The organism is Enterococcus sp. DIV0187, from assembly GCF_051713785.1.
GTDB classification, from domain to species: domain Bacteria; phylum Bacillota; class Bacilli; order Lactobacillales; family Enterococcaceae; genus Enterococcus_A; species Enterococcus_A avium.
The window spans coordinates 653,152-668,182 of record NZ_JBIOQO010000002.1; the positions used below are offsets into that span (position 1 = coordinate 653,152).

General features: G+C 40.6%; 17 protein-coding genes. 1 reads left to right on the forward strand and 16 read right to left on the reverse strand.

The window, feature by feature from the left end:
* Positions 1 to 53 precede the first annotated feature (53 nt).
* The 12 genes from IGI52_RS23125 to IGI52_RS23180 form a co-directional block, all read right to left on the reverse strand.
* Entirely contained in the window at positions 54 to 1,274 is a 1,221-nt protein-coding gene (locus IGI52_RS23125) for a GNAT family N-acetyltransferase (protein WP_438782503.1), read from the reverse strand.
* 37 nt (positions 1,275 to 1,311) lie between these two features.
* Positions 1,312 to 2,049, reverse strand: coding sequence for a GntR family transcriptional regulator (locus IGI52_RS23130; RefSeq protein WP_438782504.1), 738 nt, complete (start codon positions 2,047 to 2,049; stop codon positions 1,312 to 1,314).
* Between the two features lie 65 nt (positions 2,050 to 2,114).
* A complete protein-coding gene (locus IGI52_RS23135) occupies positions 2,115 to 2,825 on the reverse strand; it encodes a GntR family transcriptional regulator (protein ID WP_048718432.1) in 711 nt (236 codons plus the stop codon).
* A 442-nt stretch (positions 2,826 to 3,267) separates the two neighbouring features.
* The gene (locus IGI52_RS23140) at positions 3,268 to 4,599 is read right to left on the reverse strand and encodes an MATE family efflux transporter (RefSeq protein ID WP_438782505.1); all 1,332 of its coding nucleotides are present in this window, start codon (positions 4,597 to 4,599) and stop codon (positions 3,268 to 3,270) included.
* Positions 4,600 to 4,689: 90 nt separating this feature from the next.
* Positions 4,690 to 5,337, reverse strand: a complete 648-nt coding sequence (deoC, locus tag IGI52_RS23145) for a deoxyribose-phosphate aldolase (RefSeq protein ID WP_048718435.1) — start codon at positions 5,335 to 5,337, stop codon at positions 4,690 to 4,692.
* Positions 5,338 to 5,357: 20 nt separating this feature from the next.
* Positions 5,358 to 6,191: a PTS system mannose/fructose/sorbose family transporter subunit IID gene (locus tag IGI52_RS23150; protein ID WP_102873131.1), complete on the reverse strand. Its 834-nt coding sequence runs from the start codon at positions 6,189 to 6,191 to the stop codon at positions 5,358 to 5,360.
* Positions 6,175 to 6,963, reverse strand: coding sequence for a PTS mannose/fructose/sorbose/N-acetylgalactosamine transporter subunit IIC (locus IGI52_RS23155; RefSeq protein ID WP_048718438.1), 789 nt, complete (start codon positions 6,961 to 6,963; stop codon positions 6,175 to 6,177). Before IGI52_RS23155 ends, IGI52_RS23150 begins: the two co-directional genes overlap by 17 nt.
* A 78-nt stretch (positions 6,964 to 7,041) precedes the next feature.
* Positions 7,042 to 7,512, reverse strand: a complete 471-nt coding sequence (locus IGI52_RS23160) for a PTS sugar transporter subunit IIB (protein WP_048718439.1) — start codon at positions 7,510 to 7,512, stop codon at positions 7,042 to 7,044.
* A 13-nt stretch (positions 7,513 to 7,525) separates the two neighbouring features.
* The gene (locus tag IGI52_RS23165) at positions 7,526 to 7,939 is read right to left on the reverse strand and encodes a PTS sugar transporter subunit IIA (protein WP_438782506.1); all 414 of its coding nucleotides are present in this window, start codon (positions 7,937 to 7,939) and stop codon (positions 7,526 to 7,528) included.
* Positions 7,936 to 8,772, reverse strand: coding sequence for a sugar phosphate isomerase/epimerase family protein (locus IGI52_RS23170; RefSeq protein WP_048718443.1), 837 nt, complete (start codon positions 8,770 to 8,772; stop codon positions 7,936 to 7,938). The genes IGI52_RS23165 and IGI52_RS23170 overlap by 4 nt, the downstream gene beginning before the upstream one ends.
* 5 nt (positions 8,773 to 8,777) lie before the next feature.
* On the reverse strand, positions 8,778 to 9,428 hold the full coding sequence (locus IGI52_RS23175) for an HAD family hydrolase (RefSeq protein WP_438782507.1): 651 nt from the start codon (positions 9,426 to 9,428) through the stop codon (positions 8,778 to 8,780).
* Between the two features lie 4 nt (positions 9,429 to 9,432).
* Positions 9,433 to 10,470: an SIS domain-containing protein gene (locus IGI52_RS23180; RefSeq protein WP_102873130.1), complete on the reverse strand. Its 1,038-nt coding sequence runs from the start codon at positions 10,468 to 10,470 to the stop codon at positions 9,433 to 9,435.
* 537 nt (positions 10,471 to 11,007) lie between these two features.
* On the opposite strand from IGI52_RS23180, the gene IGI52_RS23185 reads away from it, so the two are divergent.
* A complete protein-coding gene (locus tag IGI52_RS23185) occupies positions 11,008 to 12,183 on the forward strand; it encodes an AI-2E family transporter (RefSeq protein WP_016178923.1) in 1,176 nt (391 codons plus the stop codon).
* Positions 12,184 to 12,233: 50 nt separating this feature from the next.
* Here IGI52_RS23185 and trhA read toward each other — a convergent pair whose 3' ends face one another.
* From trhA to IGI52_RS23205, 4 genes are all read right to left on the reverse strand, one after another.
* The gene (gene trhA / locus IGI52_RS23190) at positions 12,234 to 12,869 is read right to left on the reverse strand and encodes a PAQR family membrane homeostasis protein TrhA (RefSeq protein ID WP_016178922.1); all 636 of its coding nucleotides are present in this window, start codon (positions 12,867 to 12,869) and stop codon (positions 12,234 to 12,236) included.
* Between the two features lie 87 nt (positions 12,870 to 12,956).
* Positions 12,957 to 13,244, reverse strand: coding sequence for a hypothetical protein (locus tag IGI52_RS23195; protein WP_438782508.1), 288 nt, complete (start codon positions 13,242 to 13,244; stop codon positions 12,957 to 12,959).
* Between the two features lie 81 nt (positions 13,245 to 13,325).
* On the reverse strand, positions 13,326 to 13,988 hold the full coding sequence (locus tag IGI52_RS23200; RefSeq protein ID WP_438782509.1) for a methionine ABC transporter permease: 663 nt from the start codon (positions 13,986 to 13,988) through the stop codon (positions 13,326 to 13,328).
* Positions 13,988 to 15,001: a methionine ABC transporter ATP-binding protein gene (locus IGI52_RS23205; protein ID WP_438782510.1), complete on the reverse strand. Its 1,014-nt coding sequence runs from the start codon at positions 14,999 to 15,001 to the stop codon at positions 13,988 to 13,990. Before IGI52_RS23205 ends, IGI52_RS23200 begins: the two co-directional genes overlap by 1 nt.
* Positions 15,002 to 15,031 lie beyond the last annotated feature (30 nt).

Below are 15,031 nucleotides of genomic sequence, written 5' to 3' on the forward strand. Positions count from 1 at the left end.
AGGCCATCTTGTATGCTTCAGCAGTTCGCTAAGATTACTATTAAACAATCTTTTTAGATATAATCCGAAATACATGGCGCTTCGTGGTACAAAACATCGTTTAGTTGATTGATCGCCTCAATACTTCCGTTGATCCTTTCCAGCCGATACAACTGAATAGCTGTCTTATATCCTAACAATAATGTACTTAGCGAATTTATCGTCATCGCAATCTGATAATCCGCCGATTCTTTAGTAAGTTGACACTTACCATCCCGAAAGGACACATTGAAGGTCTGATTGTTCCAATCCAACAGCTTATCACGAATATCAAAGGCAATGGTGACTTTCTTCTTATTTGTTTTGCAGGAATATTGTTTAAGGAAAACTGGAATATCGATGATTCGTCCCATAACATATGGACGAATCACCTCCTTGATAGCGCTATCATCTAAATCAAAAGCCATTGGCTCATTGGAATATGTACTGCCACGAACTTCATCTATCATGGAATCATGGGCATGGATATACTCCCACAAACCAGCTTTTGCTTCACGATTAAGAAAAATCATCTCTTTAATGTACATGATGTCCTCTTTCAACAGATAGACCAAATAACCTAAGGGCTGATTTCCTTTACTATAATAGATCGCTACCTGAGTACTGTCCTCAGTCCAACGCCAATACTCATCCCATGCTAGCGAGTTACGGTATAAACACCCATGAGTCTGCTTAGCAAATTGTGCGTGTAGCTTCATAAAATCTTCGTTCTCCCAATCCACTCGCTGTACCTTACCCTCCGCCGTCCGATTTGCCGGTATCTGCCGATCCATAATTTGGTAAGAAATCTTACTGGAGATTATCTCCCAACCAAATTTGCGGTAAAGAGGGATTGAATAGGGATAGAGCAAGGCCAAGGATTGTCCTTTCTCCTTCATTCGCAGCAGGCTTTTCTTCATTAAGCGAGACATGATGCCTTCACCTGTATATTCTGGATAAGTCGAAACACTGGTAATAAAGCCAATTTCATATGTCTGATTTAAGATATTCATCTTCAATGGATAAACAGCGAACTGAGAAACCAGCTTATCTTCATCATAACAGCCTAAAATATTCGCTCGCTCAATAATCGGAAACTTGGATTGTTTAATTTCCTCAGATTCCCAGCCGTATTCCATCAACTCCTGTTCGGTAACCTGAAAGGCATAACGCAGTAACTGATTGTACTGGTCGACATCTTTCGTTGTTAAATCCCGGATACTATATGGAAATTCTTTTTTATTTGTTGGTGCCACATTTGTCACACTCCATTAATTTTTAGCTTCTTCATTCCTATCCTTTTTTAGTCGGTCGCTTTTCATTGTAAAAACTAAATACAGTTTTCTCACAGCTCACAAAGGTCTCCGTATACTCAACGGTATTGCCATAACGATCCTTACTAATTAATTCAAAATAGTAGACCGGCGTACCTACTGCGATTTGTAGCTGCTTAGCAACACGTTCTTCCGCACCAATGATAATCAACTTTTGATTAAACTCCACAGGGAGATGGTCCTTGCTCTTCATATAATCGTAAACAGAAGTATGTTCAAAATTATGTTTATCGATATCTTTGAAAAATTTAAAGGGTACATAGCAATACTCCACGGCAAAAGGCTCTGAGTTAGCGTAGCGAACCCTTTGTAATAAATAAACGTCCTCATATTTGGCGAGATCCAGTTTACTTCCCAAAAAGTTAAAAGCTTTCAGCAAGCCCTTGACTAAAACCTTGTCTCTACGGGTGTCTGCTTTTTCACGAAGCATCGCACCTAAGCCCAGCGCATCGTTGCCCCAGATGATTTTTTGCGTATTCTCTTTATGAACAAAGGTTCCGCGTCCCTGAACTCGATACAAATAGCCTTCTTCAACTAAGGCATCAATCGCTTTTTTGGCCGTCATTCGATTGACCTCGTAAATTTCCGCTAATTTACGCTCACTGGGAATCGCTGCTCCCTCGAGATATTCCTTGTTTTCGATCTTTTTTTGAATCGCTGCTTTGATTTGCTGATACAGTGGCATGCGATAATCCATCTTCGTTAGATCCTCCTATTCTTTCATACAATTTCCATTCTGTTAGTGTGGAATACACAGACTTACTAACAGTTAATATTTGTATATTCAAAACGATCCATTTTCATGTAGGAGATCGAATATTCTACGGATTCACCTTCACGATTTGACACCAGACCATCTTCTCGAATCAAGCTGGTTCCTTCCTCGATGTCAAGCAAATCAGCGACCTGACTGTTGGCCTTTTCAGTGGTGATTGTTTGTGTGGAATGATCTAAATCCACCAAGTATTCCTGCTCTAAGATTTCATAAAGAGCTTTCTTTTCTAAATCTTTTTCCAACAGTGTTGGGGCTTGCTCCACTGGAATATAAGAAATTTCCAACGACACATGTTCATTTTTCACAGTTCTCAAACGACAAATGAAAAAAAGTTTGGTTCCTAGAGGTAACTTAATCCTTGGAGATAATTCTTTTCCGACTTCAATGGTTTCGCACTTAACCAAGGTTAGCTTCATTTCAGTGCCTTCTGTCTGGATACTTTTCGAAGTAGAGTCTAGGAAATAAACATTTTTCTTGATTCGTTTAGGTGATACAAAATAGCCGCTACGATTTTTGGCGTAAATCCAGCCTTCATTGAGTAAAATTTTTAGACCCTTACGTACAGTTGCTCGTTGGACATCTAAAAGTGCTGCAAGTTCTCGCTCACCAGGAAGCTTCTCTCCTTCTAAAATCGGCTGATGATCAATCATATATTTGATTTCATTGCTAATAATGACATCTAAAGTAAGTAAGCGCATTTTCCTTCCCCCAGTTTTTCCTTATTTTTGCATAAAGCACTCGAAAAAATATTCTGTCCTAAACCAATCGAAATGAGCAGGACTGCTTGTATCTTAATCGATGAAAGTGTCTTTATGTTAAAATATCTACTTACTCATTCTTGTTATTTCGCTCAATTAGATTGTGTCTTGGCGAAAATTTCTACCTCGACTTTAGTGTCTATCAATTAGAGATTCTATGGATGAAACGATTGAACTTCATTTCCATTATTTAAAAAACAGCTTTTTTATGTGCACTATTTTCTAATTCTAGATAAGCTTAAAATCAATGTAAGCATCTACTTTTAGATAGATTTTGAGCGTTTACTTATGAACTCACTCAAATATATCATAATTCTCAAACAAGTGGTATCAAGGTTTTGAAGGGGTTGCTAATAAACGAGAGACAAAAATAAGAGGTTGACTATGTTAAGCTTTTGACCCAATGTTCTTTCTTATAATAATAGGTAGAAAGAACAATCTTCAGCAAATAGATTCCTTCGGTCAATATAAAAATCCACAGCAAATCCAATTGCAGAATTCGAGCACTTACCGTACTAATCAATAATGGACCAAAGCAGGTAAACAAACCATCCACCACCAGGACGCCTTTCGTATCACCACCAGCTCTTAGAATATAATAAACTGTTTCCGCGTATCCTTGAGACCAACTAATGGCCGACTTGATAATCAATAAACGAATTGTCATACTTGCTAAATCCCCGGTGAGTGAGAAGGCAGCTGGAACAAACGGGGTAATTACTAGTACGATGAGGCTACCGAACATACAGATGGCTGTTCCAAGCTTGATCATTCTCTTTGACTCCCTTTTCGCCTGTTCCAGCAGATTGCCACCAAGTGCTTGCCCGACAATCACTCCAGTGGCGGTTGCCGGTCCAGCAAAGAGAGCGTATACCAGTGAGGAAATGTTATCAACAATTGTCAAAGAAGGAATGTAATATTCACTAACGTAACAATAATTCATAAAAACAACACTTAAAGATAAAGACCAAATAAGCTCATTGCCGATTAGCGGCAACGCCTTTTTGATGATCTCCTTCATTTTGGCCACCTCCAGCCAAGGATATCTGGTCATCAGCTTAAGATCACTTTGTTTTCGATTCAGCAGTAACAGTAGGATTAACATCTCAACAATTCGAGAGATCAAGGTGGCAACTGCTGCTCCAGACACTCCCCATTTTGGGAACCCCCAAGTACCATAGATAAGTAGATAATTGAGGAAAACATTTAAGAAAAAAGATATTCCGCCAGCAATCATCGGTGTGTTGGTATCTCCTTTTACTCGAAATGCTACGCCGCACATCATCGCTATGGCAAAGGGAATGTGAGAATAACAAATAATACGAATATACATCACGCCATAATCAATAATATCTTGATTTTGAACAAAAACGTTCATGGTGATTTCCGGCCAAATCAATAGGAAAATCATAAATATAGCAGAAGTGGCCAGGCAGAGATTTAAGCCAAAACGAAAAATACGATTGTATTCTTTTTTATTTCTAGCGCCATAGTATTGAGCGATAAACAAGCCGATTCCATTCGTCAGTCCGTAAATTAGTAAAGTGAAGATAAAGAAAAATTTATTAGCGACACTGACTCCACTAATCGCCAGTGCTCCTAAGCTGGCAATCATCATCGTATCGCAAATCTGCAGCAGATTGGATAAAAGCTGCTGAATCACCGCAGGAACTGAGATAGTCAGAAATTTTTTAATAAAGGCTTTATCACCCACAGGACCATTCCCTTCTCTTTTTATCTTGAAAAACAAAAGGTGGAAGACAAGTATGAACTTGCACTTCCACCTTTCCTGTTGCCTATTTCACTATTTAGGCTCTCCTTCAGCGATAGCAATTCCCGCACTAGCACCAAGAGCATCTGCTCCAGCGTCAATGAAGGCTTTTGCCTCTTCATAGTTGTGAATGCCTCCTGCTGCTTTGATGCAAATGTCAGCAGTCAGCATTTGCCGCATCAGCTTCACATCCTCCAGTTTGGCTCCGCCAAAGCTGCGACCCGTGGAAGTTTTCAAAAAGGCCGGCTTTGCACGATTGGCAATCTGACATATTTCTTTTTTTGCTGCCAGATCCCCATCCAGCTTGCACATCTCTACGATGGCTTTATCACGAATGTCATTTTCCCGACAAAAATCCGCGATAGTTTTCATCTCCAACTCGATTGCTGAAAAATCACGACGTTCAATCGCTTGTTGATTTAATGTATAGTCAATTTCGGCAAAACCTTTCTCTGAATAACGGGAAAATTCTGCCATTTTCTCTTCCAAAGATAGTTTCCCTTCTGGAAAATCAACCGCCCCAGCCACAATAACATCTGTACCTTCAAGAAAAGTGACGGCCTCCTCACAATGATCCAAATCCGCAAAAATACAGCGGAATTTGTACTTTTTTGCTTTTTCAAGATATTCTTCAAAGGTATCCTCAGGATCGTCAATATAATCGATGTATTGGTTGATCATTTTTTCACCCCACTGTCAAACTATGCTTTCATTACACCTAAAGCGGCCATGATAATTCCAAACACCATAGTACCAATGACCAAAGTCGTTGCTGAGAATTTCTTGCCTAACATCCAATAGTAAAACCAGGTAAACCCCAGTGCGGTAATTCCCGGCAGGATTCCGTTCAAGATTTCTTGCAAGCTGGTCGCCGTTTCACCAGAACCGATTTTTAAAGAGAACTCTGCCCAGAACATGTCACAAGTCATAGAGCCAATAACCATAATCCCCAAGATGCCGGCCGCATACATCAGCTTGTCCATCGTGCCATCTGCTTGAGCTTTCGCCAAATAATTGAAACCTAGATTATACCCTAAACGTGCTCCGTAAACCCTTACAAAAAAGGCTGGAATATTATAAATCAAAAAATATAGAATTGGCCCTAAAATATTTCCCTGAGTAGCTAGTGAGATTCCCACACCAAGAGCAATGACTCGTATACACCCTAGAAAAACCGAATCACCAATCCCAGATAAAGGACCCATCAAAGCCGCTTTGACATTAGTTACTGATTCCCCATCAACCCCTTCGACACCCGCATTGATTTGTTCTTCCATCGATAAAACAATCCCACCAACAAAAGGTGCCAGCTGAGGTGTAATGTTGAAGAAGCCAACGTGTCGCTCTAGCGCTGACTTATAGCCCTCTGGATTATTTTTGTAAATTCGTTTCAAGAGTGGTTCAATCATCAGACAAAAAGCTAGGTGCATTTGCCGCGGATAATTCCAAGAAAATTCCATTCCTAGCGCACCGGAATTAAAACACATTCTCGACAAATCTTTTTTGGTGATGGTTTCTTTAGAATTCTTCATCATCGATTACCTCCGTTTGTACGCCAGCATCAACAGCTGTTTTATTTGCTTCCTCCTTATGAAGGAATGAGAATTTCTCAACAACGATAATAAGTCCTAACAGTGCAACTCCTAAAACAGGTAATTCAAGATAAGCCGTCAATAAGAATCCTAGGAAATAAAATGGCAAGATCTTTTTATTTAAAATCATGCGCATCAGCATAGCGAACCCTAACGTCGGCAGCATACCCGCAGCAATGGCCATTCCATTGGTAATAACCTCTGGGATACTTCCCAGAATTCCCTCGACAGCATCTGCACCTAACCAGTAAGCAAAGAATACTAAGAAAAATTTTTCAAAAACAGTGAAGGAGCCCATCAACCAGTGGGTAAAGCGAATCTTTCTAGCATCGCCAGCAGTTGCTCCATCATCGGCAATTTTCAAGAAAACCGGAGTAACAGCAGCAATAATATTACTAATCGTTAATGCAATTAGAGCAATGGGCATCGCTAAAGTCACCGCGGACTCATACCCTCTGCCGCTTTTAATTGCGAAGGCAGTAGCTAAGATTCCGCCGATCAAAACATCTGGTGGAATATAAGCCCCGACTGATATTGCTCCCATAAATAATAATTCCAGACTTGCGCCAATCGTTACACCGGTTTGCAAGTCGCCCAAAACCAACCCAACCAATGGACCGATCGTAATCGGGCGGAAAGTATAAAGCGTTCCCATCTGGTAATCAAATACTCCCCAAACCGCTACAAGCCCCAACAAAAACGCTTGTAAGACCATAATCATTCTCCTTATTCATTTTAATGTACTAATTTTTTACAAAAATTAGATCGATTTTCATGCCGTATAATAGTGAGCCTAAAGCACGTCCTTCACATATATTTTCTTATCGTCAACTAAGGGACGGATTTCAATCTCAATCCCACGATCAATCAACTCCCTCAAAATAGCTTCTTCCTCTTTTGTCACAAAAACCTGACGACTGATTTGTTTAGTTTCTCCGGTTTCTTTGGTATTTCCCAAGTTGATGCTTTGCACTTCAGAGCAGCCCTCAATTAATTGCTTGGCCTCTTTGATAGTCTGAACAACAATAATCATTTTATATTTATCGGTGATTCCACTACTAATAGCTTCAATAGAATCCTGCATATTTTTCATCACCAGCTTGACGCCTGTCGGTTTCCCTAGACGCAAAGTCGTTTTCCAAACGTCACTGGTAGCTACCATATCGCTGGCTACCAGAATACAGTCAGCTCCTACCCCATTTGTCCAGGAAAAGGCGACCTGACCGTGCAACAGGCGATGATCCACTCGAACTAGTTTGATCATAAGAATTCCTCCATTAGAAATCTTCTTCCTCTTCTTTGTTAGCGAAAAGGTCATTACAAAACATTGGTGCAGTTTCTTGTTTATTAACGATTGTACGAATCATCGTTGCTGTGTCTTCCTCCAAGGATAGAAACAGCTGCATGAGTAACGGCAGGTTGGTTCCAGTAATCAGATAAAAATTTTTCCGATTCATATACTTCATCCACTCATTATTGACACTACCGCCAAAAACATCGGTACACACGATCAACTCCTCTTCTTGAGGAATTTGAGCTAACAGTTGATTGACTGGTCCTTCGATATCGTTACAATCTACAAAAGCATTTAAGAGATGGACATTTTCCTGCTCGCCAACAATGATTTTTAAGCTTTCGTAAATCCCCTTAGCAAAGGTACCGTGAGTTGCGATCACAAAATTTCTTTTCATTTTTTTACCATTCTCCTATACATCGCCATCGACTGAGCATCAGCCTTCTGCGGATTTCTAAAATACTGACTATTCACAGTTTCAATAGAATAAAATCCTGAATACTTATTTTGCACAAACACCGCCAGATCCTCCGACATGTTTCGCTGCCCATCCCCCCATGCCAAATGGGTAGTTGTTCCCTTGACATCAACAAAATGACTATGGACAATATCGCTCGAGAACACATCAAAATAGTCTTGAATGGTTTCTCCAGCTGCTGCCATCGCACCAGTATCCAAACAAACCTTTAAGCTCGGTCGATTAACGTCACTTAAAAGATATTTTAAATCCATTGTGGTATTGGCTAACAGAGATTCCTCTTTCTGCAATGCTTCAATGGCCAACAGCATCTTTTTTGTTTCTGCGTACTCACTTAACTGTTGCAACATCTTTACACTTCGCTGATAGGCAATTTTTAAGGGTTCATTATAAAAAGCCCAACCACTAGTCACAACAACTTGCTTAGCCTTCACTGCGGCGGCCACATCAATTGCATTCTTGAAATAAGCCAGTACCCGTTCCTGCATTGCCGAATCCTTAGCTGCCATGTTGTGGGGCTTAGGATTCGTTTGCTCGGGACAGATGCCAATGATCTTCAACTCGTACTGATCTTCAAGACGTAAGAGCCTATCGGGACTTTCATATTGCTGATAATCCAAAAAGAAATGCTGGGGTCCTGTCCAAAGCTCTACTTGCGAATATCCATTGGTCTTGGCACTCTTGAAAAAATCCTCCAATTCATAAAAACGATGGCAACAATTCATCGCGCACAAGGGAGTCTTCTCACTCATTCGCATCACTCCTTTAGCTTTTGAATCAATAGATAAGCCTCCAGCAGATCATTCACCAGATAATCACATTCGGACTGGTCCGGATAGAAACGTTCATCCTTCAAGGCAATGACAGTCGCTCCGGCTTTTTTGCCGGCTTCAATGCCATAGTGAGAATCTTCAACCACGATTGTCTCCTCTGGTGTTACTTTCAAACGCTCCATCGTTGAAAGATAAATCTCTGGATTTGGTTTACTAGCGGCAAAATCCATTCCTGTAACAAGCAGATTAAAGTATCCTTTTAGCTGACATTCCTCTACCATATCGGTAATAGCGTTCATCGGAGAAGAGGACGCAATCGCTAATTGAAAATCCTCTTGACACAGATGATTCAGCACATACTTCACATAAGGATTGGCAATATCTGAATAAAAAAAAGCATCCTTAGGTTCGTTCACTTCGTAAAGCGTTTTCATTTCATTTGGTGTAATTTCTTCCTTCCACCACGAGGCCATCATTTCCCAACCATGAGCGTTGCTACTGCCCGCGAGTTTTCTGACTTCTTTATCCTCTAGCTGTATACCGAATTGTTGAAAAAATAAAATCGTATGATACATATAGATGGGTTCTGAATCAATCAGAACACCATCCATATCAAAAATTACAGCCTTTTTCATTGGCTTAATAGTCAAACTGGCGATAGTAACGACGGTATTCCAAATTATGTTTGGTGTAAACTTCGTAATGTGCAGCCAAACGTTCAGTTAATAAGGAAGTAACAATCCAAGGAACAATTAATTCTCTAAACTCCGCATCCAACCCCTCAAATGCAAATTCCTGTGTATCCAGAACATAGTATTCAGCATTGATCATCTTACAGAAGTTTTCAACCCGTGTATCTTGTTTTCTGAACTCGTCCTCACCCTTAACAATAAATACTGGAACACCTGGTTCAACCAATTCCAAGGTACCGTGGAAGAACTGAGAGCTAGTAACCGGACGTGTTCTCACCCACTGCATTTCTTCAAGAATACACATTGCGAATAATAGGGTTTCCCCCCACAAAGAACCAGATCCAGTAAAGACCGTGTATTGTGCATTGTGAATAGCTTTGGCAATTTTATCTGCACGTGGTTCGAAGCTCTTGCGAATATCTACAAGATTTTTAAAGGCACCCTTTAATTGATTTGCAAATTTTTCATAATTGTCAAACTCCCCGCGTTGATTAAGCAAACGGTAAATAAAGAATGCTTGAAGCATATAAGAGTATTCACATTGACCCGTCGTCACATTGGCTTCTATAACATGCTGAGCAATTTTTCCTAAAGGACCATCTTTTTTCGTAAAAGCAACTACGCGAATCCCTTCTTCCACCAACCATTTAGTTGCTTCAATAATTTCTACTGTGTTCCCACTGGCGCTGGCAGTAATTACCAAAGAGTCCTTTTTGATCTCTTTTGGCCGCAACGTGTTGACATTCGCTGCATCGAAGCCGTAGATATCAACTGTAGATTTTTTCTTCACTAGATATTCAAATTGAGCGAATTCAAATTCGGTACCACCGATACCTAATAAAATAATATTGCTGTACCCTGCTTTCGCTACTTCATCCGCAAGGGCCTCTACTTCCCCTCTTAGTGCGTAAATCATTTCCCCTTCAGCCAAATACTTTTCCTGATCAAATTTAATTAGTTCAACCTTCTCTGTAATCTCAGCCATTTTTGCAAGTCTCCTTTTCCAATTCCAAAACTTCAACCAAAAAAATTGTAAAAGTGATTTACGTCTCAACCATAGTGTGCACCCTATGGTTCTTAAAATAATCCACTTTTCGATTTTATAGTACCAAAAGAATCTGGTATAAGCAAGCGCTTTCTTTAAATAACTTTTTCAAATTACAAAAAGATTAATTTATCATTGCTATTGATGTATATAAAAAATGATATGCCATTTATAGGATTTGTATTTAGTCCAATCAATTGTATTTGTGTACCAAAATAAAATTGGTGCTTGATGATAAGTTATTTATACTTGGAAGCAGTTAGTGCATTTACAAATTGAATCTGCTTGACATCCTTATTTTAGAATCCTCCGAAACTTAATGACTAGAAAGTATACAGGCGTAAGCACTTTCGGTATACTATTTTATGCGGATGTTCGTTCAGTAATTTATTATGGCCCAACCTGCTGATATTTTTATTAGCTATCCCATTGAGACCTTGACGACGTTCGAATTAAACATAGAAGGAGACTCATCCTATGGAAAAAGAGAAACCCTCAAAAATCATTCAATTTTTTGGCGGGAAAACATCGTATTACATTATTGGACTGATTATTTTGAGTTCCTTGGCCATCTATTTATTAAATACTGTGTCATTCATTTTTAAACCACTGGTGGTCATTATTACAACGGTGCTGCCGCCGATGATCTTTGCTTTGCTGCTGTATTATTTACTGAATCCAGTAGTCAATTTTCTGAGTAAAAAAGGTGTACCACGCACCCTCGGCATCGTTCTCACCTATGTGGTAATTTTCGGAATGCTTTTCTTTGGAGGTGCGCGGCTTATACCGGTAATCCAAAATCAAGCGCAAGAGTTGATTAAGCAGTTCCCTTCTTATGTCGATGATTTCCAAAAATCGATTCGGAATATTTTGGATGCCACACCATTTGCGACTTCTTCTGATCAGGCTTTGGATTCGTTGGACAAGCTGGCAAAAGAAGCCCTTACCTATCTAGGAAATAACTGGCAAGACGGTGCGAAAGGTTTGGGAACAATCTTTTCAGCAGTTTCCAGTACCGCTATTACCTTGTTTACCGGACCGATTATCGCCTTCTTTTTACTGCAAAGTCCGCATAAATTGTACAATGCAGTAATTGAACTGATTCCGCCGCGTTTCAGAAAAGATTCGAGCGCCTTGATCCGAATAGCCAATCAACAATTAGGCGCCTTCTTAAAAGGACAAGTGATCGCTTCCTTGCTGCTAGGCTTGATTTATTGGATCGTCTTCCTGCTGTTAGGGCTGGAATTTGCGACAGTCATTGCACTGGCTGCAGGGATTTTGAGTATCATCCCATATATCGGATCATTTTTGGCCTTCTTACCAGGAATGTTCATTGCCTTTCAGGATTCGAATCTGATGGTGGTAAAATTCGTGATCGCTTGGTTTGTTGTTCAGCTGCTTCACGGGGATTTGGTTGTACCGCGGGTCATGGGAGACAAATTGAAGATTCATCCAATCACGATTCTAGTCGTATTATTGGTAATGGGGGATCTATTAGGATTAGTCGGTGTAATCTTCGGTATCCCGATCTACTCCATGATCAAATTGTTCGTCGTCTTCATCTTTCGCAAGTTTAAGCAGCGCTATAATAAGTACTTCGCTGATGAAGGAGCCTATCGCAACACTGGCTTTTCCGAAGATGATTATCTATAAAAAAATGAGTTGTCTCCGCAATTTGGAGACAACTCATTTTTGATTATTTTTTATAGATAAATCGAAAAGAACATCAGCATTGCGCCAAGCATCACGAACAAATGCCAAACAACATGCATATAGCGGCGATTCTTCATACTGTAAAAGACCGATCCGACGGTATAAGCAACGCCTCCGCCAACTAACAGCAGCAAGCCCTTCAATCCAACACTATGATAAAGACTTGGCAAAGCAATCACGACTGCCCATCCCATCACATTGTAGATGATCGTAGACAATTTCGAGACCGATTTAACTTTGCTTAGCGTCAAGCTTTTGTAGACAATCCCGACGATCGCCGCCAACCAAATGACACTTAACAAAACAATTCCGATCGTTCCTTTAATATAGAGCAAACAATATGGCGTATAGGTTCCAGCGATCAACAGATAGATCGAACAGTGATCAAAGACCTGAAAAACTTTCTTCGCCTTGGTAAAAATCAAGCTGTGATACAACGTTGAAGCTAAAAACAGTAGTAGCAGCGAGACGCCATAGATAATAAATGATACATAATGCAGCCCGCTATCCGCCTTCTTCAGCAAAAAAACAAACCCAACAATACTCAACACTACCCCTATACCATGCGTCACCGCATTCAACACTTCATTTGTGATCAGATATTTCCGGCTAAACTGTGTATTCATTTATTTGTCACCTCGAATAATTTATTAAAGATACTATATCATAGTTAACAAAATAATTCAATCTAGTTTATAAAACTAGATGATAGCTCATCCTAAGGAAATTCCCTGTTTAACCAATTTATAGCCAAAAACCAGCTCGTCCTCTACATAGATCTCTGATTCCTTGGCCGTATTCAATACCTTGATCAGCTCATTCAGTGTTAATACCTGATTTTGCTGCTTCTGTAAAATAATCTTTGACTCTTCTGTTTTGATCATCAAATGATTCGTCTGTTTGTCTCCATCCTTCACAAAAACATAAGTATATGAAGACAGCTTCTTCAGCTCACCCGCCGCATCTATCTGGATTGCGGTCAATAAATCTTTGGCTTTCAACGACCTCACCTCCACTTTTATTATAGCAAAAAGAAAACGATGAACCCGGGGAAAACGCTCCTTCGGTTCATCGTAATATTCTTAGCTTCGATCCAAGCTTTTAGCGATGGTATTGCCTAACGACTGAACAATCTGAACCAGTACAATCAGCAAAACAATCGTGGTGTACATCACTGTCGGCTCATTGCGTAAAAAACCATATTGATAGGCAATGCTTCCTAGTCCTCCTGCTCCGACTAGACCGGCCATTGCGGTAGCTCCGATCAAACCAATCATGGCAATCGTTAAGCCGCGAATGATTCCGCCTCGCGCCTCTCTCAACAGCACACTGCGGATAATATGAAAATGACTGATTCCCATCGCCTGATAGGCTTCGATCACCCCGCCATCGACCTCTAAAAGCGACGTCTCTACTAACCGAGCCAGATAAGGCGCCGTGTAGATGATCAGCGGCAAAAGGACGCCCTGTACACCGATAGTGGTGCCCATAATCAGCTTGGTCACTGGCAATATCAAAAATAATAAAATGATAAATGGCAACGAGCGCAGCACATTAATAATACTGTTTAAAATCGAATATAGAGGCAAATTGCTGTTCAAACCGCCAGGACGAGCAATGACTAGCAGTACGCCTAAAGGTATCCCGATAACAATTGATAAGCCTAACGCTACAAACACCATCACAAGGGTTTGACCTAATCCTTCGATTACGACATTGCCCCACTGATTCCAAAATTCGCTCATTACACAACCCCCTCAACGATGATTCCTTGATTTTCAATATACTCCTTCGCCGCTCGGAAATCGGCTTCTGTTCCGCCGTCAAACTGAACCAGCAGCTGACCATGACGCTTGTCCTTCAAATAGCCGATGTTCCCGCTGAGAATATTGGGACATAAAGGAAAATCCTTCGCGACCTTTGCCAAAACAGGTTCCGTCGCCTCTTCTCCAATAAATTGCAGCTGAACCAGCCTGTCAGTTCCCTTATAAGACGCTAGGACCTCTTCTGGGACGTTGTAGCCATCATTTGCACCAATGAACCGTTTCGTCGTTTCCTCTTCAGGACGGGTAAACAGATCGATCACAGGACCTACCTCGACGACCTTACCTTCTTCCATCACCGCTACACGATCACAGATACGCTGTACCACGTCAATCTCATGAGTAATCAGAAAAATCGTGATCCCCAGCTCCTGATTGATCTTCGTCAATAACGTCAAAATGGATTCTGTTGTCTCAGGATCTAACGCACTGGTAGCCTCATCTGATAATAATATTTCAGGTTCATGAGCCAATGCGCGGGCAATTGCCACCCGCTGTCGCTGCCCGCCGGATAACTGTGCGGGATAATTGTCTTTTCGATCCGTTAAGCCAACTAAGTCTAAATACCTGTCCACACGCTCTGCAATCACCTCTTTAGGCACTCCCTCCAGCTTCAAGGGCTTGGCAATATTTTCATAAACAGTCGCTGTCGATAACAGATTGTACCCTTGAAAAATCATCCCGATTTTACGTCTAGTCAACAATAATTCTTTTTTGTTAAGCTCGCCCAAATCCTGATCATTAATCAAAATTTGTCCTGTTGTTGGCGGCTCCAAAAAATTAATCATGCGAATCAATGTTGATTTTCCAGCACCAGAATAACCCACCACGCCGAAAATCTCGCCCTGTTGGATCGTTAGGCTCACCTCTTTTACCGCTTCAATTCGACGCTTTTTTTGTTGGTAAACCTTTGACACATTTCTAAGTTCAATCATGTGAAGCTCCCTTTCTCATTCATCTATCTG

Coding starts and splice junctions, on each gene's coding strand:
- trhA (WP_016178922.1), bottom strand. CDS start 12,869: ATGAATACACAGTTTAGCCGGAAATATCTGATCACAAATGAAGTGTTG.
- IGI52_RS23165 (WP_438782506.1), bottom strand. CDS start 7,939: ATGAAAAGAAATTTTGTGATCGCAACTCACGGTACCTTTGCTAAGGGG.
- IGI52_RS23200 (WP_438782509.1), bottom strand. CDS start 13,988: ATGAGCGAATTTTGGAATCAGTGGGGCAATGTCGTAATCGAAGGATTA.
- IGI52_RS23160 (WP_048718439.1), bottom strand. CDS start 7,512: ATGATCAAACTAGTTCGAGTGGATCATCGCCTGTTGCACGGTCAGGTC.
- IGI52_RS23185 (WP_016178923.1), top strand. CDS start 11,008: ATGGAAAAAGAGAAACCCTCAAAAATCATTCAATTTTTTGGCGGGAAA.
- IGI52_RS23150 (WP_102873131.1), bottom strand. CDS start 6,191: ATGATGAAGAATTCTAAAGAAACCATCACCAAAAAAGATTTGTCGAGA.
- IGI52_RS23205 (WP_438782510.1), bottom strand. CDS start 15,001: ATGATTGAACTTAGAAATGTGTCAAAGGTTTACCAACAAAAAAAGCGT.
- IGI52_RS23155 (WP_048718438.1), bottom strand. CDS start 6,963: ATGGTCTTACAAGCGTTTTTGTTGGGGCTTGTAGCGGTTTGGGGAGTA.
- IGI52_RS23180 (WP_102873130.1), bottom strand. CDS start 10,470: ATGGCTGAGATTACAGAGAAGGTTGAACTAATTAAATTTGATCAGGAA.
- IGI52_RS23130 (WP_438782504.1), bottom strand. CDS start 2,049: ATGGATTATCGCATGCCACTGTATCAGCAAATCAAAGCAGCGATTCAA.
- IGI52_RS23170 (WP_048718443.1), bottom strand. CDS start 8,772: ATGAGTGAGAAGACTCCCTTGTGCGCGATGAATTGTTGCCATCGTTTT.
- deoC (WP_048718435.1), bottom strand. CDS start 5,337: ATGATCAACCAATACATCGATTATATTGACGATCCTGAGGATACCTTT.
- IGI52_RS23135 (WP_048718432.1), bottom strand. CDS start 2,825: ATGCGCTTACTTACTTTAGATGTCATTATTAGCAATGAAATCAAATAT.
- IGI52_RS23175 (WP_438782507.1), bottom strand. CDS start 9,428: ATGAAAAAGGCTGTAATTTTTGATATGGATGGTGTTCTGATTGATTCA.